We start from the raw sequence: 19,741 nt of genomic DNA, 5'->3' as shown, positions 1-19,741 counted from the left end.
GTCATGATATTAGCATTTCTATCATTTTTCATTTCATTCAATTGAACGAAAAAAAGCCTTTATGCGTTTTGCATAAAAGCTTCAGGTGCGGAGCAGCAGGCAATATATCTCGTTCTACCTTCTTGTCAGCACCTCGTACGTTAACTTTAGGATTATTCATATCTAAGTGATTCAATCGGATCGAGCCTCGCTGCTTTATTGGCAGGAATCAGTCCAAAAATAATACCAATGAGCATACTAAATAGGACGCCTCCACATACGATTTGCCACGATACAAGAGAAGGCCACCCTGCAAACAGTGACACAAGTGAAGCACCTCCGAAGCCAAGCGCAATTCCAAGTAACCCACCGATCAGTGTCAGGACGACAGACTCAATTAAAAACTGAACGAGTATTTGAGCCCTAGTTGCCCCAAGTGCCTTTCGAATTCCAATTTCTCTTGTTCTTTCTGTGACAGATACGAGCATAATATTCATGACACCAATGCCGCCGACAAGTAATGAGATACCAGCAATTGAGCCAATGATTGTTGTCATGACAGACGTAATCTGACCAATGCCTGCTGCAATCTCTTCCAGATTGATCATTTCGTAAGCATCTTCTGTATGGTGATTTTCATTTAAGCGTGCAGCCGCACTCTTTCCCACTTCTTTCATTTGATCAGCATGTGCAACTTGAATAGACAACTTATCATATTCTTTCACACCAAATGCAGTTGTCAGCATTGCAAAAGGGACATATATTTCATTCATATCAAATGAGAACAGACCTTCCTGTTTTGCTAAAACTCCGATCACCTCAACCGGCTGTCCATTCATCCAAATCAACTCGCCTACTGCCTTCTCTCCATTAAACAATTCTTTTTGTATCCCTTCTGAAATAACAGCTGCCCTTCTTCCGCTCCTAAAATCGATTTCACGTAAGTCCTGTCCTTCTGCTATATGTAATGAATGTACATTCGTGTAGCCTTCATTAATCCCATTGACCGTTGCATCTATTGTTGTATCTTGGAATCTTAATTGCATGCCTTGTGCCGTGGAGGAGGCAACCTGTTTAACCCCATTCAATGCTTGAACACTTTGAATGTCTTCTTCAGTAAATGTGGCTTCAAATAACGCATTAGGATTCGCATTTAACTCCTCATCAGAGGGTGTATAGGTCATATCAATGGTATTGTTTGGCCCTGAAATTGATTCTTTCAGCATTTGCTCTCCGCCTTGACCGATGGCAACGACTGCAATCACTGATCCAACCCCAATAATAATGCCAAGCATTGTTAAAATAGAACGCAATTTATGAGCTAGGACAGAATTCAGCGCTATTTTGATATTTTCAAAGAGTTTCATTCATTGCGTCTCCTTGTATCAATCTATCTTGAACGAGGCGTCCATCTCTTACAACGACTATCCGGTTTGTATACGCAGCTATTTCTTCTTCATGAGTAACGAGCACAACCGTTGTTCCTTCCTCATTGAGCTTTGTAAACTGTTCCATAATCGAGCCGCTTGTTTTTGAATCAAGAGCGCCTGTTGGTTCATCTGCCAAGATGAGCTCCGGCTCATTGACAATCGCACGTGCGATGGCTACTCTTTGCTTTTGACCCCCTGACAACTCGTTTGGCATATGCTTCATTCGATCTGCCAAACCAACCTTTTCAAGTGCCATTTCCGCACGTTCTTTTCTTTCCTTTTGACTGATACCAGCGTAAATCATCGGAAGTTCAACATTTCGCCTCGCATTTAATCTAGGCAGTAAATAAAATTGTTGAAAAACAAAACCAATGGATCGATTTCGAATCACTGCCAGTTCTTGATCCTTTGCTGCCGACAGCTCCATACCTTGAAAATGGTACTGTCCGGAGGTCGGGTGGTCCAAACAGCCAATGATATTCATTAACGTTGATTTTCCAGAACCGGACGGGCCCATAATGGACATATACTCGCCTTTACCAATGACAAGGTTCACATCACTTAATACATCAAATGTCTCCTCAGCGACTTCGTAGCTTTTTGTCACATTTGAAAGCTGAATCATTCAGCATTCACTTCCATTCCGTCATACATATCATCTGATGGCTCTGCAATGATTTGATCTTCTTTTGTTAAACCTTTCGTCACTTCAAGATCTTGACCTGACGTTTCACCTAATGTCACTTTTACTTTCTTCAGTGCATTCTTTTCAACAACATAAACGTATGATCCATCTTTCTCTTTTTTTACGGCTGTTTCAGGAATTGTGAGCACTTGACGCTTGTCCGTTTCAATTTCCATGATCATTTTAAAGCCTGGTTTTGCATCCGGCTTTTTCCCTTTTATTTCAATTTCGACTGGATATTGTACGGTTTGATCACTAGCAGCTGTTTCTGCTGTTGACTGGGCAGGCACAGCGCCCACTTTTTTCACCACTCCTTGCCAGCTCTTTCCGCGAATGACATCAGACGTTACCTTTACTTTTTGTTTCTTTTTGACTTTCATGGCGTCATACTCAGTGATTAAGCCTCGTACGATCATTTTTTTCTCATTGCCAATATGGATCACCGGCTGTCTCTCTTCTAGCTTCCCTGCGCCAGCATCTTGCTCGATGGAGATGACTGTTCCTTCAATTTTGCTATGTATCGTTAAATCTTCTATTTGTGCCTTTACTTTTTCTTGGTTAAGCTCCGCTTGTTTTTGCTCTAATTCAGCAGCTTTGAGTTCGAGTTCAAGCTGATCTCGCTCGTTTTTTGAATCAGAGCCCGCCTTTTTTCCCTGATTTTCATCTAATGAATTGAGTCTATTTTGTAATTGTTCAAGCTTTAGTGTACTTGATTCAGCTGCAAGTGCTTGCTGCTGTTCTTCAAGCTCCAGTTCCTTATTTTCATATGTAAGGAGCGGTGTTCCAACTTTCACCTTTTCTCCTTCTTTCACAGCGATATGATTCAGGCTTCCCTTCTCCTCTTCTGTATAAATGAATTGCTCCTCCGAGAATGAAAGTGTTCCAGGCGTCATCACCGTAGAAGTTATTTCTTTTGATGCAAGTTGGACTGTTTTAAATGATGCCGTAGAGGCAGGCTTTGATTGGTTTTTTGCAATATTAAATCCAATGAATAGACCAATCACAATAATGATAATGGATCCGATAATGATTTTCTTTCTCATAAAAACATTCTACCTCCAGCTTACTGCATGTTGATGGTGATCGTAGTTCCTACATATTGAAAAATTAAAGATAATACATAAAAGACACTCACAATAATCCAAGATATTCTTGGCGAAATGCGGCCGACCTTGATCAATAAAAAGCCTGTTAAAACAAGATTCCAGATCACAAAAAGATCAATATTTCCTAACACAGCATGCCATGAACCAGACATTCGAATGAATGCGTTTAATGAGGTAACCGTGATATCTTTTGGCACATGAAAAAAAATGATCGCCAAATGAGAAATTATCGTACCAATGATCGTAATAGGCGTGATATACAGTACACCTGAAAACAGCTGATGAAATGTTGCATCACCTTTTGCTAAAAAGACGATGAACTTGTATACGGCAGTATTAATGACAATCCCAATGACCAGACCAATGAGCGTGATCACATAAACGAAAGGGATTGGTAAAATTAAATCTGCCCACATTCCTTCATTCACTAGCTGAGACAAATAAGTGACAACAACTGTTAATACAAGCACACATGATAAAGGCCACCAAACGAATGGCTGCTCCCACACTCTTTTCAAATGCTCTGATGGTTTTGTGCTTACGCCTATAATTGTGGGTTTTTGCGTTGTTTCTTTCATCAAATGTCATCCTCTCCATGTGCTGTAAGTATGGAAACGTTTTTTCATACTCTTGTTGTTTCTATTTTATCAAAAGATTGCCAATAAGTGATAGATCATTTGATTTTCTTATTTTCATAGTGATAGGATTGAATCTATTATTCTATTTTCATGAACGACATCCTTCAAATGATACCTTGATCCGACCATATTCATATGAAAAAATCATGATTTTACTGACTGAAAAACAGTTTATGAAGTAAACAACATGTCTTTCGGAATAAATATCCTTTTCCTTTGGATTCAGATGGTCTCAGTTAGACACAACAATTTTTTGTTAAAATATTCCTAGTAATTTCAATGAATCCCGGCTTTATAGGACTATGTTTAGCGCCTTTTATAGAACAGATGAGCCTTTAGTATCAATACTTTCATATTAAAAAAATAAAAATAAAAGGATTTTACTTGATCAAATGTTATTTTTTCATATAATGTAAAATAGAGGTAGGTTAAATGATAGTGGAAATGGAGTCAAGTGAATGTTAAGAGAAAAATTGAAAATGCAATTGATTTTACTTTATGAAAAGGAACAAGAAGCATGGCAATACTTTAGAAAGGAAAGAGAACTGATTTATCATGAGCTCAAATTACTTGATATGAAAGAGAGCAGACCTTCTAATGACAAAATATACTACGCAGCAAGGTGTGTAGATATTATTAAAGAAAAAAAGGGAAGCATCGTGAGCACAAAAGAACTAAAAGAACAGCTTCAAGCTCAAACAGATTTCAATGTGAGACGAATCAGCGAATTGTATGATCTCATTCAACAGCTCGATCCTCACATTTCTAAAGCACGTCGGGGATGTTTTATTTACGAAGATCATACCCAAGTACCTCTACAATCTTTTCACACATAAAAAATTGGTTACAGCCGCTGGCCATAACCAAATCCTCTAATATCTATTATCCACCACTTACAGGAGGAATGAGTGCAACAGTGTCCCCGCTACGCACTTCAGCATTTCCCCTCGTATATATTTCGTTGACTGCAACCATCACGTTTTGTGCAGTATCAACACCATATACCTCCTGTAATTCTATTTTAATCTCATCAACCGTTGTTTGATCTTTTTGAATGATGATTTGTTGTTTACCGGCCTTCTCAGCAAGGCCGGCGAACAATAATACGCTAATCATGCCGCTTCCCTTCTTTCTCGTTAAGTTGGAGAGTACTAGGTTTTCCTTCAGGGTAAGAAACGGTTTCAAGCTGATCACCAATCCAAGCCTCTCCATCTTCCCAGTATTCCTTTTTCCAAATAGGAACTATTTCCTTTATTCGTTCAATCGCATATTCATTGGCTTCGTATGCAGCTTTCCGATGAGGTGATGAAACAGCTATTGCCACTGCAATGTCACATATCTCAAGAGTGCCAATACGATGCACAATAGCAGCTTCTGTATCGGGCCAGCGTTTTTTAATTTCTTGTCCAATTTGACTCAACATATTTTCCGCCATTGGTATGTATGCTTCATATGTTAAACGCAGCGTTTTTTTGCCATTTGTCCATTCTCTTACCGTGCCTATGAATGTCGTAATGGCTCCCGCTTTGCGTCTTGTGACATGCTGAATCAATTCATTCACATCAATCGGCTCTTTTGTGATGTTAAAAAGTTCATTCATACGAGGCTTCCCCCTTCAATAAATTAAAAGCAAATGTGATCCCGCGCTTGTCAAATGCTGAAAACACAGGAAACGGGTATTTCTCAGTGAATTGTATTTCTTTATTGAAATAAATGGCTGCTTGTATATGAGAAAGTGTCGAAAGATCAATGAGGTCCTGTTCGTCTTTGACACACAGGATTTTGCGGTAAGGCGCCTGTTTGTATCCTTCGATCAAGACGGCATCTAAAGGAAGATGCTGACACATGTTGATTAGTTGTGTGAATGTCATGTGCCGTATGAAAAAGTGACATTCACCTTCTCCCTCCACACCTGCGGCAAATGCACCCGCTTGAACATATCGATCCGTATCTTTTTGTTTGAACAGACGGTCTGGCTTTCCGCCATGTCCGTGATGTTTGAAGCAGCCTAGCTGCATTTCTTCTTCATCCGCCAGCTGACATAATTTTTCGATCAGCGTTGTTTTACCACTATTTTGATAGCCCACGACTTGTAGAATGTTTAATTTGTCATCCAACATGAAGCACCGCCTTCGTGGTGAAATAGCAGAACGCTGACCTGGTCACCTGCACTAAACCCTCTTGTTCCTCCGGGCAAAACAATGAAACAATCAGCATGAGCAATAGATGTCACCGCACTAGATTTATCAAGACCTGTTGGCGTCACACTCAGCTGGCTGCCAGCGAAATCAAGTGATGCTCTAACAAATCGTGTGAATGGATTGGCTTTTGGAAAATCATGTGTCAGCTTCGCCTCAGCAAAAACGGGAAATGGATTTTCTTTCAAACACCATTTATAAATGATCGGTTTGACAAATAGTTCAAAGCCAACAAAACAGGCAGCCGGATTTCCTGACAGTCCATAAAGCAATTGACCATTTGGCAACGCAGCAACGGTCGTCACACTTCCAGGTCTCATGGCCACTTTATTAAACAACACATCTGCACCAAGTTTTTCATAAATAGCAGGTAAAAAGTCAAAATCACCTACCGATACACCACCTGTTGTGATGAGCATATCAACTTTGCTTAAGGCTGCTTTTACTGCTTCATAGCTTTGATCAAAATCATCGGATACACCGCCTAAATCAAGCGGTTCTCCTCCAGCTTCAAGAACCTGAGCGTATACCATGCTTAGGTTACTATTTCTAATTTTACCGTCCACCATGGCATCACTTACTTGTAGGAGCTCGGTACCTGTTGAGATGATACCGATCACCGGTTTTTTGACGACTGGCACAACCGCATACCCGAACGTTGCCAATATCGCCGTCACGCCTGGGGTAACTTTTGAGCCTTTTTTGATCATGACGTTCCCTTTGAGGGTCTCTTCTCCTTGCCGAGAAATATTGTCCCCCTTTTTCAGCGGTCTTTTAAGTGACATCATTGATTTACCGTCTTTTTCAAACGTTTTCGTCAATTCGAGCATGATCACAACATTTGCTCCTTTTGGAATCTTCGCTCCTGTCATGATGCGAATCGCTTGAAAAGGGCCGATCGTTTTTGCAGAAACAATACCTGCCCCTATATGATCAATGACCTCAAATTCAACCGGATGCTCGCTCGATGCATCCTTTGTATCTTCTGCTCGAAGTGCAAAACCATCATACGGAGAACGATCAAAGGCAGGAACATCGTGGTCTGCTAAAATATCCTCTGCAATATATCTTCCAAGGCTATTCTTTAAAGGAACCCATTCGACTTGTCCATGTTTTTGAAATTGGTGGACTTTCTTTACTGCCTCTTCTACTGGAATTGGCTGTCGTCTTTCCATCACTTCTCACTCCTATATGCCTAGCAGTCTTGCTAGTAATGAATTGGCTACTCTTTCATCATTTGTCCCATGGATTAATACACGTCCTCCTTTAAAACAAACGATACGGTGTGTTTCATAGCGTATATGAATTAAAAAATCGTTCACTTCCACCTCACAAATAGAGGACAGACGCTCTTTTACATGCTGAAATGAAAGGTTTTCTAAATCCTTCGATATGATTTGAACGGTGTCACGTCCGCAAAGAACCGCTGTTTTTTTGCGCTGTTCCTGTAAATATGGATACGTTCTATTTGTGCCGCAAGATGGACAGCTCTCCTGCTTCGTACGAGATACATCCATTTTAAACGAAGACGACTGCCACAAATCAAACGTGACAAACTTTCGCTCCATTTGCTCTTCATGCCTAGTTAAATATTTTAATGCCTCTGTTTGCTGATAAGCCGACACCATTTGGACAGCAGGAGAAATAATACCAGCTGTATCACATGTCAAACCCCCAACAGGCACTGAGGTAAATACACATGATAAGCAAGGTGTTTTGCCCGGCAAAATGGTCATATACATCCCCTGACTGCTCACACAGGCACCGTAAATCCAAGGCGTATTTGTTTCTAATGATAAGTCATTCATCACCATTCTTGTCTCAAAATTATCAGTCGCATCAATGACGATATTTGCTTTTCGGAATAAAGGTCTTAACAGCTCTACTCCTGCATCTTCAATAATGGCGTGTATGGTCACTTCATGGTTGATCTCTTGGAGACGTTTTTTCGCTGCTGCCGCTTTTGGCACATGCATCTTTGCATCGTGTTCAGTGTACAGCTGCTGCCGCTGTAAATTTGAGAATTCGACATAATCACGATCTACAATCGTCAAAGTACCAATTCCAGACCGGACAAGCCCTTCAGCAGACGCTGTTCCAAGTGCACCAGCTCCAACAATAAGGACATGACTTTCGGAAAGCGCAGACTGCCCTTTTTCGCCTACCGGAGGGAACAAGATTTGCCTTGAATATCGCTCGTTCAATATTGTTCTCTCCTTCTCGTTTTTATGTATCATATCATACCGTTTTCAGGTAAATCGCTTCTTTTATTGATATTGTGAAATTCATTTGGTGCCACGTTCAGTTCGTCGGCTGGAACAACCAGGACGTGAAGTTTTTGTAATAAATCTTTGATAGCTAATTGATTCTCTTTTAAGCACGCAGAAATAAACGGAAGACTGCGGCGGTGATAAAGCGCAAATAACGGCTGTAATCTTTCCTGCACCATCGGGACCACAGCATCTACATGCTCATGGCAATAAGAAGATAAAGCGACGGCTGTCTCTTTTCGTATGAATGGCATATCACATGCCGTCACTAAATACCAATCTGCTTCTTGCTTTTGCATAGCGGTATATATACCTGCAAGCGGGCCATACCCGCGCACCTGTTCATCATCTAACCAAACAGCTTGTTCCCCTCTCGCTTTGAAAAAAGGCAGAAGCTTCGGGTGACTGATGATGACGGTTTCCCCTTTCAAAAGTTGCTCTTTCACATGTTCATATAGTGGTTTCCCCTGATAGACATGACTTGCCTTTGGCTCTCCAAAACGCCTAGAAGCACCTCCAGCTAGTATCACATTCACTATTCTCATCATCTCATCCCCTTTGATATGGTTGTTCTAATCGCACTCATTTCGCATACTTTATTGATAACATGAATAAGGAGGGTCTACCTATGAACCGGCGCCATGCTTCTCCCCTATTCCATGATCTGTCTCAAGAAAATCTATTTTTAAAAGCTGAAACGGCCAAATATCAACAGATGATTTCAGATTTACAGTCCACGTATACCTATGCTAAAAACAAGAAGCTATCTCAAGAATATCATGAGATGAAAAAGGATTTCACTCAATTAAAACAACAATTGGATGAAATGACCATTGACCAAGACCAAGCAACATCTAAAATACAGGATCTCTCTTATAGCAAATCGGAATTATTACATAAAATCGTCCTTCTTCATGAAATGCTGCAAAAGGAAACCTATCATAGACGAAAAGAAACAGAGGAAAAGCACCGATTGCATTTGAAGGTTGTAAAATATAAGGAAATGTCTCAGCAACTACAGGAGCGATTACTAGACCAAGATAAACAGCTTGCAAAAGAGGAGAAAAAAGGAAATACTTTATCCGCTGTGATCGAAAAACTGCAGCAAACTCTAGGCGATAAAAACGCAGAGCTTCATTTATTACAAGAAGGCGTCCGGCATCTACAGGAGCGTTTTTATGAAACACAAGAAAAATTACTGCAAATCGAAAAAGCAAAAGAAGCCATTTTTTATGAAACGCTCACGAGCTACCAAAAACAGTTAGCCGAAAGCGAGGAATGGATCGCTTCTCATTTTGCTGATATCGACCAGTCACCCCAAACAAATGCCGAGCCGTTCTCACAAGACCCTATTTTGCAAACAACCGAAGAAATAGGACCGATTTTGAAGAAACTAAACGAACAAGTAGAAACGCTCCAGGCAAAAGTTGATGCGGTGCAGCGGAGTGGAGAGGTCATGACAGTGAAGATCGATGGATTTAAAAAACAGCGCGACAACATGCCCAAAGAACGAAAGATTGTCTATACAGTTGATCAAAAAAAGTGATCCGTTCATCACGTACGCAAGAAAAAACTGCTGGCATTTGCGCCCAGCAGTTTCTTTTTTATTTATTCGTCTTCTGTTTGAATGTCGCCTTCTAAAATATACTGTCCGCGATAAGGTTTCTTCACTTCTGGGTACATTTTAATTAAGCTTTGCATAAACGTTGTCATATTTGGAATTTCAAGACCGCTCTCTTTTTCAATCTCTTTTTGAAGTTCAGAGCTTTTAATCGCCGCATTATGACGCTTTAATGTTTTGATTGCAGCTTCACGAAGCTTAGCTGCCTTTGATCCAGGTCTAGCTGTGCCTCTTCTGCGTCTTGTAGATCCTTCAGGAATACCTACAGGTGCACCATTTAGCTGACCTGTTCCTAAAGATGATGTAACGTTTGACTGCGTTTGCGTAGGCTGCTGGTAGCTTCTCATTTCTTGTGCAGCCAGCTCAGCTAATACAGGCAATGAATCCGTTTTTCTCTCTGTACGTACTTCTTTTTTTGTATCTGTGACGAGACCTGTACCTTGACGGTCTAATTCTCTTAGTTTTGCGTAAATCGCATCTCGTTCAATTTGATATTCACGGATGACCTTTACTTCTGCTTCATTTAATTGTTCCAATCGTAAACGTAACGCTTCCCTCTCATTAAACAATGGATTTCCCCCTCATCATATAAAAAATATTCTATAGTAAATATTAGATTAGAAAACTAATTTTATCAACTATTTTTTTATCATTTTACAGTTTGCTATCAGATAGGTATTTCCAACTAAAATTTTGCCAAAGAAGAAAAATCGGCACCCATTTCATTGCCACTATAGGCTTTTGACCACCTTTAAAATATTGTAAAAATTTTGCATAAACGCTTATACTACTTGATTTATATAGTTATTTACCAAACTGAAATTTCTTTTGTGCAAAAACGTTCTGAATAGTAAAAAGTTAAAATCTTTACATTTTCATTTCAAAATAAAAATGTAAATAGGTCATAATACCTTTTTATTTCAGGAAATTTTTTTAATGAAATCCCTCATTTTCTCTTTTCTTAGGCATTCCACCTACAATCAAATTCATCCAGTGCAATATGTCTCCTATTTTTCCCCATGAAAAAACCCCCATTCATGGGGGGGAAGCCTATTCTGCAGCCTTTTCAGACTCAGAAAGAACTCGATTGACACGTTTTTCAAGCATTTTCATACCGCTTCCGCCAGCTTGGAAGTGGCGTAAAGCACCTGTTTTATCGAATACATAGTAAGCTGGTACATATTCGTTCTCAAATGCCTCTGTTAATTTATGGTCGCTGTCTACAAAGATTGGCTGTGTAATTTCATGCTCATTTGCAACCTCTTTGATTTTTTCTAGATCTAGGTCATCCTCTGAACGTGGCATATGAACTGCGATCACGTTTAGTTGATCCTTGTATTCATCACGGAATTGGTTCACTTGCGGCATCGCCTCTTTACAAAGGTGACAGCTAACTGACCAGAAGTGGATCAATGTTGGTTTATCACCAATTAATTCTTCTCTTGTTACTTCTCCATTTAACCATTCTTTTGCACCAGTTAGTTCTGGCATTGGTTGACGTAATTTCATTTTGAAGCGCCTCCATCCATTGTATGTCTCGAAACAAAAAGGTCTAACATCAGTTAGACCCCAGCATGTAGACAAACCCTCGCATTCTTTGTCAGTCCTGCGTGCTGGTGCTCACGAATGTCAAATTCGCTTCGCGCCAGTACTCGTCCTTCCTAGACTACAAAAGTTTTCTATCACGCTGAAAAGAAGACAAAGGGCTAAAATAAACAACATTTTAGCCCTTTGTCAACAATCTGAAGGTCTAACATCAGTTAGACTGTTTCTTCAACTATCAATTAAAGTGTTTTTTGACCAGGCTTCCAGTTCGCTGGGCAAAGTCCACCAGTTTGTAACGCTTGAAGAACACGTAGTGTCTCATCTACATCACGACCGATATTGTTGTGGAATACTGTTTGATATTGAAGTTCGCCTTCTGGGTTAATGATGAATAGACCACGAAGTGCAATTCCTTCTTCTTCAATTAAAACACCGTATTCTCTAGATACTGTGTGGTTTGTATCAGCAGCTAGTGGATATTTTAATTCTCCAAGACCATTGTCTTTACGATCTGTGTTGATCCAAGCAAGATGCGTATGGATTGTATCAGTAGATACACCAATGATTTCTGCATCTAAATCTTCAAACTCATCATAACGATCGCTCATTGCTGTAATTTCAGTTGGACAAACAAAAGTGAAATCCATTGGATAGAAGAAAAGAACTGTCCATTTGTCATTCTTGATGTTTTCCTCTAAACTCACTTTACCAAATTCCTTATTAGCAAGTACTGCTTCCATTTCAAAACGTGGAGCTTGTTTTCCTACAAAACGCTCTGCCATATGTAAATCCCTCCAAAAATAATATCTTTATACAGACTTCTTAGCTGTATATAAAATGAGAATCAATAGGTTAAATTCTCATTTAGTTAATAACTTCACAAATATAATTATAATACTTAAGCGATTTTTAGTCAATATTAATTAATAATAAATTTAATTAACGATTTGTCACAATCTCTCGCTCCAACTATTAAAAGTTTAACATGACTTGCATAAGGGAACAAATGATTAGCTCCTCATTTCGCACATACATAGAAAGGTTTTGAAGATCATGAAAGCACTTGAACAAGTAGATTGGGTTTCCATCATCATGAATATCAGTATGATTTTTCTAAAACTCATTGCTATTTTTGTGATTTATTTTATCATCAGAGCGATTGGAAATAAGATGATTAAGCGTGCCTATTCAGCATTCTCTGAGAAGCACGATGTCTCTTTATCACGAGCTCAAACGCTGCAAAGTCTTACCTTAAATATTTTCGCCTACTTGCTGATTTTTATTCTAGTTGTGATGATCCTCGACTTATTTCACTATAACCCAACCGCCTTGCTGGCTGGTGCAGGTGTTGTAGGACTTGCCATTGGATTTGGCGCTCAGGGATTAGTGAGTGATATTGTGACAGGCTTCTTCATACTGCTCGAAAAACAATTTGATGTCGGCGAGTATATAACGGTTGCTGGTTTCGATGGGATCGTTGAACAAATTGGACTGAGAACAACACAGCTTCGAAGCTTTGATGGCACTCTTCATTTCATTCCGAACCGAAGTATACTGAATGTAAGCAATCATTCACGAGGGACGATGCAGGCACTCGTTGATATCGAATTATCCCCAGATGAAAATGTGGATCAGATGATCACCACTTTGCAAGCAGCCTGTGATGAAGTTCGTGAGAGCATGCCGCAAATCATCGAAGGTCCTCAAGTTGTTGGAGTGGAATCATTTGGCTCCTCATCCCTCGTCATTCGTATCATTGCAAAAACTGAAACGATGGAGCAGTGGCGTGTCGAACGAATTCTACGCAAAAAAATGAAACAAGCACTCGATCTAGCCAAAGAGCAAAAAGAACCCGGATCATAGTATCCTGGTTCTTTTTTTTGTTAGTTTTATTGAACACGCTGTTCTACTTCTTGACAAATTTCGTCAGCCGTCATACCTGACGCTGTAATGACAGATGCCTTTGTCGTTGTGTCTGAAATGCCAAGAACATTTGAATCTAGTCCTGTGACCACATAGCAGTCACACTGATCCATTTGCTGTTCATTTTGAATACGTACGACATCATACCCTTTTTGCTTCAAAAGCTCTTCTACATCGGATAAAGATGGTTCTACACCAATTCTTGTCATAATCAAGAACACCTCCTGTTCATAAGGTGTACAGGAGACCATTTGATTATTCATTCACCTGCTTGCTTTTTAAAATAAGCCGTCATGACGTTCACAGCTGTTTCAATCGCATTTTCGTCAGGCGTGAGTTTTGCATGGTGCAGACCATATTCTGAATCTACCCCTAGCCAAAACATGAACCCAGGATATTTTTTCAGCATGTAGCCGAAATCTTCTCCTGTCATCGCTTCTCTGCATTCAATGACATTTGCAAGACCTTCTTCGGCTACATATGACATAAATTCCTCTGTCAAATCCTTTGAATTGTCCACTTCGTAATAAGATGAAGGGTATCGAACTGTCGCCTTGCATTCGTAGCCAATTTCAATTCCCTTTGCAAGTACTTCAATTCGTTTTCTCACCTTTTCCATAGACTCTGGCGAGAGCGTACGAATGGTTCCATCCAGCTTTGCGTGCTGCGCAATGATATTTTGAGCAGTGCCACCTGTAATCGTGCCAACTGTAATGACGGCACTATCAAGAGGGTCCACATTTCGTGAAATCACCGATTGCAGCTGCCCTACTAGTGCACTTGCAGCCACCACCATATCATTTGCTAAATGAGGGTATGCGGCATGCCCGCCTTTTCCTTCAAGATCGATCACAAGCTCACTCGTATTAGCAAATAATAGGCCCGGCTTTGTTGCAATCGTGCCGACTGGATATTCAGGTGCAATATGCAGCGCTGTAATAAAGTCTGGCGTCCACTTTTTTAGAACATCACTTGTAAGCATTGGTTCAGCTCCGCCTGGCCCTTCTTCTGCCGGTTGGAAAATAAATAGCAGATCTTCTTTGATTGGCTGATGCACGAAATGATCAATGATACCAAGAGCAATGGTCATATGAAGATCATGTCCACATGCATGCATGTGGCCTTCATGTACCGATTGAAATGGATAGCCCGTTTCTTCAGGGATAGATAATCCGTCCATATCTGCACGATACGCAAAGACGCGCGTAGGATTTGTCCCTTTTACTTTCACAAAAAGTCCAGTCCGCCATGTTTCCATCTCGATTCGATCTGTTGGGTACGATTCGAGATGCTTGATGAGGTAAGCTTGTGTTTTAAATTCCTTAAAACCAAGCTCAGGAATTTGGTGCAAATCTCTTCGAATGGATATTAATTGCTCACGATTTAACAAGTGAACTCGCTTCCTTTCCTCTATACGAATAAGACGTGGATATATCATCCACGTCTTCAGCTGCGAATTGTGTCAATTAAAGCTGACGCAGTTCTTGTTTGATTTCAGTTTTACCTTTTGTTTTTTCATCAATGTCTTTGATTTTCTTTGCAGGTGTACCTGCTACAACCGTGTAAGGCTCGACATCGTTCACAACGATCGCTCCAGCTGCTACAACTGCACCTTTCCCAATCGTCACACCTTCTAAAACAACAGCGTTTGCACCAATGACAACATCATCTTCTACTACAACTGGCTTAGCAGAAGGCGGCTCAATAACACCTGCAAGAACAGATCCCGCACCGATATGACAGTTCTTACCTACTGTCGCACGGCCGCCAAGAACAACGTTCATATCAATCATCGTACCTTCACCGATGACTGAACCGATATTAATAGATGCACCCATCATGATGACTGCATTATCGCCAATTTCCACTTGATCACGAATGATTGCACCTGGCTCAATACGTGCTTTGATGTTTTTCAAATCCAACATAGGAATCGCAGAGTTACGACGGTCATTTTCCACGACAACATCTTCAATTTTGTCTTTGTTTGATGCTAGAGCTTCTTGAATTTCGCTCCACTCACCGAAGACAACACCAGTGTTACCTGTGATAAATGTTTTTGCATGTTCACCAAATTCAATACCTTCTAAGTCCCCTTTAATATAGACTTTCACAGGTGTTGATTTTGTACTATTTTGAATAAATGAAATAATTTCATTAGCGTCCATTTGTTTCATGTATGTATGTCCTCCTCTTAATTTATACTTCATTACTGTACCAAAGGAGAGTTTTAATGACAAGTGAAAGAATCGTCTGCGCCTTGGCAAATAAAACAAGCGGGCCTCTTTATCCCGCTTCTTGCTGGTGAAGATGAACAAATTGTTTACCAAAAGAAATCAATTCCTCTTCCTCGTTTCCTTCTGGATTCAGCTCAATTTTGATGGATGGCAGGACGATATCACCGCCCAGCTCCTTCACTTTTTCTTCAATTAAATCCACAGCTCCGCAAAAATGTTCATAAGATGTATCTCCAGAACCGAATACAGCAAATGCTTTACCCGTCAAATCAAGCTCTTCCATTTCCTCATATAGATCAATAAAATCATCTGGAAGATCACCATCTCCCCAAGTATATGCACCTAACAGAATGTGCGAGTAATCATGAAGGAGTTCAGCATCAATATCCATCGCTTCATGCCGATCCACGCTAGCCCCAGCTTCCTTTAATCCTTTTTCGATTAAATCAGCCATTGCTTCTGTATTTCCTGACATTGTGGCATACACCAATAAAACTTTTTTCGTCACTTTTTCTTCCTCCTTATTAATGAATCAGTGCAGGTTCCTCATAAGGCCTGACAAACTTACTTTCATATAAACCCGCACAGAAAAAATTCTCCTTTTGATTGGCGACACGAAAACCATGCCCTTTGATCGTATCAAACCATTTGAGCTCTTTTTGCTCTATATCAAGCTGATACACTTTAGAAAATCCATGCTCGTCCTGTGAGGTGGTCACATACACAATGCCGTTATCCTCTGACACATCCAAAAATGATTCCTCTCGCGCAAAAGCTTGTGATTGAATATCATGCAGCATATTTGTATGTAAGTCTAAAATTTGAACAGATCCTCTTTTCCCTTTTTTAGAGCCCAACGCACAGACAAGGAGGTGTTCCCCGCAAAGCAGCATAGAAGCAGTCATTCGGTGCTCTTCTCTGTTTAGGAGAAAAACCTGTTCACTTTGGAAGTCATACACCCATATTCCTCCGTGCACCTCATGAATCTGTGTTCCAATATAAAGATAATCACCGGCTACACATAATGAGCGAATCACAGGGGGCTGATTTACATGAGCAAATGGCTTCATAATTTCCCAGGAAATTCCGAAATCGGTTGACACATAAATACTATGCTTTCCATGTGCGCATACAAACCCATCTTTGCGTCCTGTAATAGACCAAACAACTGCATTTGTCGGAAAAGATGATAGCGCCCACGTGTGGCCCTCATCTCCTGATCGTATGACAGTTCCATTTTCACCAACACCGAACAAATACGGACCAATATAACTGATAGCGTGGATTTTATGCTTAAGCTTAAAAAGCTGCTGCCATCCGCCCTCCACACTGTAATGAAAAATACCTTCTCGTTTGACAGCAACAAAGTAGCCGCCACTTTTAGACGCAGCAACAGCTGTCGCACCTTTATGAAACATGATTTTCAACTCTTTTCTCAGACAATGATGCCCACGTTAAAAAGCTCGTTGCAAACTCCTCACAGCACGCCACATCTTCATCTGTATCTGGCGCAAGTTCCATTTTCAATGTTTCAGGAAATACGGATGCACCTGTCGATTTCAGCATGTCATGAAAGGTATGAACAGCCTCGCAAAACTTCGGATAACTGTAATCGCCTGATCCAAATACCGCCGCTTTGATGTGAGAAAGTTCAAGGGATGAGACCTCTTCATAAAAATCTTCAGCTTCATAAGGTAAATCACCGTCACCCCATGTGTAAGAGCCGATCATGACATAATCGTATGAAGAAAGATCTTCTGCACTTGTGTCGTCAAATTCCATCATCTCTGTCTCTATCCCTTTTCCTTCAAGCGTTTGTTTTAAGATCGCTGCCATATCTTCCGTATTGCCAGACATACTCGCAAATGCAATTAGTGCTTTCATCTATTGGTCACCTCATCTAAATGATAATCATTTTCAATTATTATATGTACACTTTAAATGATAATGATTTTCATTGTCAAATGTTTTATGAAAAGGTGCTGTTCAAAATACACATGACGTACATCAAAAAACCGCTCATTCCAATTGGAAGGCGGCTTTAATTGATCATCACTCTATCTCTTTGTGATGTACTCTTTTTTTATTTCTGAATAAAATATGGACCGCAATCGGTTTCGTGCGTCATCACAAATGTCCAATTTTCTTCCCAATCCATGACATACAGATCGCTATAGTCCATGTGTCCGTCTGTATATGGCAATTCCTTCACTGACAGGTCAGCGGCGTTTTCAAACAGATACGCTTCTTGAGTAAATTGATAAAAAATCGTACATGTATGCTTTGATTGCTGATGAAAGGCGTTTATCGCTGCCTCTTTTTCAAGGCATTCAACTTTTCCCCAGCTACATAAGTGCCATAGGAAACCATCCATCCCAATCTCTTTTTGTTCTTCTAAAGAAAGATGACTTGCAAAACGTCCACGCCATCTCTCGCGTAAATAAGTTCCCCATTTCGGTATATCCATCTTCTTTTTTCGTTGATTTCTCATCATTTCTTCCAGCTTTCTTCTTTTTCAGTATGAAACAAGTAAATCTATTAGAAACCTAATCAAACTACTTATCCTAAAAAAGCACCTCCTCTTCCAGAAGTACTTACACTGCCTCACTTTCAAGCATTTCTTTCACCACACCAACAAATGCTTGAACTTGTTTTAACTGAAAAGAGGCTTCATATCCTAACAGCCACGTGTCACGTCCGATTTGCTCTCCATTTGCGTCTACGAGCGGGGTTTTGTGTACGCTTTTCTCATGATCATATAGGGTGACCGAAGGCAAAATGGCGTAGCCGATACCGTGATAGGCCATTTGTTTACATGTCTCAATCTGGTCCACAAGAATCGTCTGTTTTGGCGACACTTTAAACTTTTGATGCCACCAGTGCTGAATTTCTTGATAATAGGTGCTATCACTTTTAAATTGAATAAACGGGCGTTCTGTCTCAATTAACTCATCCACGTCCTTGATGACAGAATCGACTAAATATAAATGATCGGTCATTAAGTATTCCTTTGTGCCCTTCCAATCAGGATTCCCGCGAATGATGCCGATGTGGACATGGTCTTCATACAGACTTTTAAGCATCTCACTGCTCCAGCCTGTCACAAGAGATACTTTGGCATTTGGGTATTTCTCGACATACCGCTTCAACACCTTTGGCAGCCAGTGCTGACCAATAATGGACGCAACTGCAAGCTTGAGTGTACCGTGAATGTCTCCTTCAAGCTCGTCAATTCTCTCTCGCACTCGATCCTGCTCAGTCGTGACCTCTTTGGCGAATTGAATAATCTGTTCGCCAGCTGAAGTGACTGTCAAGCCTTTTTGTGAACGAAAAAAGATTTTGGTTCCCCACTCTTTTTCAATCGTTTGCAGCCTTTGAGATAAGGCAGGCTGAGAGACAAAGAGCCGCTCTGAAGCCTTTCTCATATTCAATTCCTCACTAAGTACAACAAGCATATGTAACTCTTGAAGCTGCATGGGCGCCCTCCTTCTCTCGATAAGTTTTTCTTATTTTATATAGTCATTATATAAATAATAGCTTATGAAGGCAAAAAAAATAAGCTGGGCTGCAGCTCATTTTTTTGCGGAATGAATGACTTCATTTAAGCGCTTTAATACAACACGCCGAGTGAAAATCCCTTCGAATACTTGCTCTTCATTTTCCACACAAACAAATCCATTATTCGTCACAGCGTGAACGCCTTTTAAAACAGGATCCGTCGTTTTCAGTCTTGGAATATCTGATAGCATGACCTCTTCTACTTTCAATTGGTCGAGCTTTTCAAATTCAATTCGTTCTAAGCCAAAGATTTTATCCATGATCATATTTGTTCCAATTAACCCATGAAGGTGATAAGAAGCATCCAGAACAGGTATGGCTGTATATCCTGTTTTTGTCAGGACCAATAGGGCGTGCTCAAGATTATTTCCAATTTGAACGTGTGCCACTTTATCTGCATCAATCATATGCTCAGCTACTGTTGACTCAAGTAATTGAGCCGGTTCTATCTCTATCATGTTTCTTCGACCCCTTTTCTCTCAATCATCAATCATACATTCCCCTTTAACATTAAGCATAAACTAAAACGAATTTTGTCGAAAGATTTTTTT

The 19,741-nt window shown here is 40.2% G+C and carries 25 protein-coding genes; 3 read left to right on the top strand and 22 right to left on the bottom strand.

Annotated features, from left to right (window positions below):
• Positions 1-152 precede the first annotated feature (152 nt).
• The 4 genes from ACNO7B_RS06965 to ACNO7B_RS06950 are packed head-to-tail and all read right to left on the bottom strand — an operon-like array spanning position 153 to position 3,778.
• Positions 153-1,346: an ABC transporter permease gene (locus tag ACNO7B_RS06965; RefSeq protein WP_035392183.1), complete on the bottom strand. Its 1,194-nt coding sequence runs from the start codon at positions 1,344-1,346 to the stop codon at positions 153-155.
• Entirely contained in the window at positions 1,333-2,034 is a 702-nt protein-coding gene (locus tag ACNO7B_RS06960; protein WP_019743800.1) for an ABC transporter ATP-binding protein, read from the bottom strand. Before ACNO7B_RS06960 ends, ACNO7B_RS06965 begins: the two co-directional genes overlap by 14 nt.
• Positions 2,031-3,137 (bottom strand): efflux RND transporter periplasmic adaptor subunit, encoded by a 1,107-nt coding sequence (locus tag ACNO7B_RS06955; RefSeq protein WP_417901346.1) that lies wholly within the window; start codon positions 3,135-3,137, stop codon positions 2,031-2,033. Before ACNO7B_RS06955 ends, ACNO7B_RS06960 begins: the two co-directional genes overlap by 4 nt.
• Before the next feature lie 20 nt (positions 3,138-3,157).
• Entirely contained in the window at positions 3,158-3,778 is a 621-nt protein-coding gene (locus ACNO7B_RS06950; RefSeq protein WP_410684686.1) for a YIP1 family protein, read from the bottom strand.
• A gap of 518 nt (positions 3,779-4,296) precedes the next feature.
• Between ACNO7B_RS06950 and ACNO7B_RS06945 the strand changes: the two genes are divergently transcribed.
• The gene (locus ACNO7B_RS06945; RefSeq protein WP_008345156.1) at positions 4,297-4,674 is read left to right on the top strand and encodes a hypothetical protein; all 378 of its coding nucleotides are present in this window, start codon (positions 4,297-4,299) and stop codon (positions 4,672-4,674) included.
• Between the two features lie 46 nt (positions 4,675-4,720).
• Here ACNO7B_RS06945 and moaD read toward each other — a convergent pair whose 3' ends face one another.
• The 6 genes from moaD to ACNO7B_RS06915 are packed head-to-tail and all read right to left on the bottom strand — an operon-like array spanning position 4,721 to position 8,851.
• Positions 4,721-4,954, bottom strand: a complete 234-nt coding sequence (gene moaD, locus ACNO7B_RS06940; protein ID WP_008345159.1) for a molybdopterin converting factor subunit 1 — start codon at positions 4,952-4,954, stop codon at positions 4,721-4,723.
• Positions 4,947-5,438 carry a molybdenum cofactor biosynthesis protein MoaE gene (locus ACNO7B_RS06935; RefSeq protein WP_041092418.1) on the bottom strand — a complete coding sequence of 164 codons (492 nt, stop codon included), beginning with the start codon at positions 5,436-5,438 and terminating at the stop codon, positions 4,947-4,949. The genes moaD and ACNO7B_RS06935 overlap by 8 nt, the downstream gene beginning before the upstream one ends.
• Positions 5,431-5,958 carry a molybdopterin-guanine dinucleotide biosynthesis protein B gene (mobB, locus tag ACNO7B_RS06930; protein ID WP_417901345.1) on the bottom strand — a complete coding sequence of 176 codons (528 nt, stop codon included), beginning with the start codon at positions 5,956-5,958 and terminating at the stop codon, positions 5,431-5,433. Before mobB ends, ACNO7B_RS06935 begins: the two co-directional genes overlap by 8 nt.
• The gene (glp, locus tag ACNO7B_RS06925) at positions 5,940-7,214 is read right to left on the bottom strand and encodes a gephyrin-like molybdotransferase Glp (RefSeq protein ID WP_417901344.1); all 1,275 of its coding nucleotides are present in this window, start codon (positions 7,212-7,214) and stop codon (positions 5,940-5,942) included. The genes mobB and glp overlap by 19 nt, the downstream gene beginning before the upstream one ends.
• 9 nt (positions 7,215-7,223) lie before the next feature.
• Entirely contained in the window at positions 7,224-8,240 is a 1,017-nt protein-coding gene (locus tag ACNO7B_RS06920) for a MoeB/ThiF family adenylyltransferase (protein WP_417901343.1), read from the bottom strand.
• A gap of 29 nt (positions 8,241-8,269) precedes the next feature.
• Positions 8,270-8,851 carry a molybdenum cofactor guanylyltransferase gene (locus tag ACNO7B_RS06915; RefSeq protein ID WP_417901342.1) on the bottom strand — a complete coding sequence of 194 codons (582 nt, stop codon included), beginning with the start codon at positions 8,849-8,851 and terminating at the stop codon, positions 8,270-8,272.
• An 83-nt stretch (positions 8,852-8,934) separates the two neighbouring features.
• Here ACNO7B_RS06915 and ACNO7B_RS06910 point away from each other — a divergent pair, with 83 nt between their 5' ends.
• Positions 8,935-9,852, top strand: a complete 918-nt coding sequence (locus ACNO7B_RS06910) for a sigmaE regulated sporulation protein (protein WP_417901341.1) — start codon at positions 8,935-8,937, stop codon at positions 9,850-9,852.
• A gap of 62 nt (positions 9,853-9,914) precedes the next feature.
• Here ACNO7B_RS06910 and ACNO7B_RS06905 read toward each other — a convergent pair whose 3' ends face one another.
• The 3 genes from ACNO7B_RS06905 to ahpA form a co-directional block, all read right to left on the bottom strand.
• Positions 9,915-10,496: a hypothetical protein gene (locus ACNO7B_RS06905; RefSeq protein WP_142154920.1), complete on the bottom strand. Its 582-nt coding sequence runs from the start codon at positions 10,494-10,496 to the stop codon at positions 9,915-9,917.
• A gap of 481 nt (positions 10,497-10,977) precedes the next feature.
• Positions 10,978-11,436, bottom strand: a complete 459-nt coding sequence (locus ACNO7B_RS06900) for a TlpA disulfide reductase family protein (protein ID WP_008345174.1) — start codon at positions 11,434-11,436, stop codon at positions 10,978-10,980.
• Positions 11,437-11,711: 275 nt separating this feature from the next.
• The gene (gene ahpA / locus ACNO7B_RS06895) at positions 11,712-12,254 is read right to left on the bottom strand and encodes a biofilm-specific peroxidase AhpA (RefSeq protein ID WP_007498654.1); all 543 of its coding nucleotides are present in this window, start codon (positions 12,252-12,254) and stop codon (positions 11,712-11,714) included.
• A gap of 271 nt (positions 12,255-12,525) precedes the next feature.
• Between ahpA and ACNO7B_RS06890 the strand changes: the two genes are divergently transcribed.
• Positions 12,526-13,335: a mechanosensitive ion channel family protein gene (locus tag ACNO7B_RS06890; protein WP_417901340.1), complete on the top strand. Its 810-nt coding sequence runs from the start codon at positions 12,526-12,528 to the stop codon at positions 13,333-13,335.
• Positions 13,336-13,361: 26 nt separating this feature from the next.
• Here the strand turns inward: ACNO7B_RS06890 and ACNO7B_RS06885 are convergent, their stop codons facing one another.
• The 9 genes from ACNO7B_RS06885 to cbpB form a co-directional block, all read right to left on the bottom strand.
• A complete protein-coding gene (locus ACNO7B_RS06885; protein WP_003211408.1) occupies positions 13,362-13,604 on the bottom strand; it encodes a YkuS family protein in 243 nt (80 codons plus the stop codon).
• A gap of 50 nt (positions 13,605-13,654) precedes the next feature.
• On the bottom strand, positions 13,655-14,833 hold the full coding sequence (locus ACNO7B_RS06880) for an N-acetyldiaminopimelate deacetylase (RefSeq protein WP_417901339.1): 1,179 nt from the start codon (positions 14,831-14,833) through the stop codon (positions 13,655-13,657).
• A gap of 28 nt (positions 14,834-14,861) precedes the next feature.
• Positions 14,862-15,572 carry a 2,3,4,5-tetrahydropyridine-2,6-dicarboxylate N-acetyltransferase gene (dapD, locus tag ACNO7B_RS06875; protein ID WP_008347987.1) on the bottom strand — a complete coding sequence of 237 codons (711 nt, stop codon included), beginning with the start codon at positions 15,570-15,572 and terminating at the stop codon, positions 14,862-14,864.
• 109 nt (positions 15,573-15,681) lie between these two features.
• A complete protein-coding gene (locus ACNO7B_RS06870) occupies positions 15,682-16,107 on the bottom strand; it encodes a flavodoxin (protein ID WP_051057902.1) in 426 nt (141 codons plus the stop codon).
• A 49-nt stretch (positions 16,108-16,156) separates the two neighbouring features.
• On the bottom strand, positions 16,157-17,050 hold the full coding sequence (locus ACNO7B_RS06865; RefSeq protein WP_047946368.1) for a hypothetical protein: 894 nt from the start codon (positions 17,048-17,050) through the stop codon (positions 16,157-16,159).
• On the bottom strand, positions 17,040-17,516 hold the full coding sequence (locus tag ACNO7B_RS06860) for a flavodoxin (RefSeq protein WP_017367153.1): 477 nt from the start codon (positions 17,514-17,516) through the stop codon (positions 17,040-17,042). Before ACNO7B_RS06860 ends, ACNO7B_RS06865 begins: the two co-directional genes overlap by 11 nt.
• A 199-nt stretch (positions 17,517-17,715) precedes the next feature.
• Complete coding sequence (locus ACNO7B_RS06855) at positions 17,716-18,123, bottom strand: DUF4275 family protein (RefSeq protein WP_065460279.1); 408 nt, start codon at positions 18,121-18,123, stop codon at positions 17,716-17,718.
• Positions 18,124-18,226: 103 nt separating this feature from the next.
• Complete coding sequence (locus ACNO7B_RS06850) at positions 18,227-19,108, bottom strand: LysR family transcriptional regulator (protein ID WP_007498669.1); 882 nt, start codon at positions 19,106-19,108, stop codon at positions 18,227-18,229.
• A 96-nt stretch (positions 19,109-19,204) separates the two neighbouring features.
• Positions 19,205-19,648: a cyclic-di-AMP-binding protein CbpB gene (gene cbpB / locus ACNO7B_RS06845; protein WP_007498671.1), complete on the bottom strand. Its 444-nt coding sequence runs from the start codon at positions 19,646-19,648 to the stop codon at positions 19,205-19,207.
• Positions 19,649-19,741: the final 93 nt, after the last annotated feature.

Origin of the sequence: Bacillus sp. AK25, from assembly GCF_048270685.1 — a bacterium.
Classification (GTDB): domain Bacteria; phylum Bacillota; class Bacilli; order Bacillales; family Bacillaceae; genus Bacillus; species Bacillus altitudinis.
This window is presented reverse-complemented; position numbering and strand designations above follow the sequence as displayed.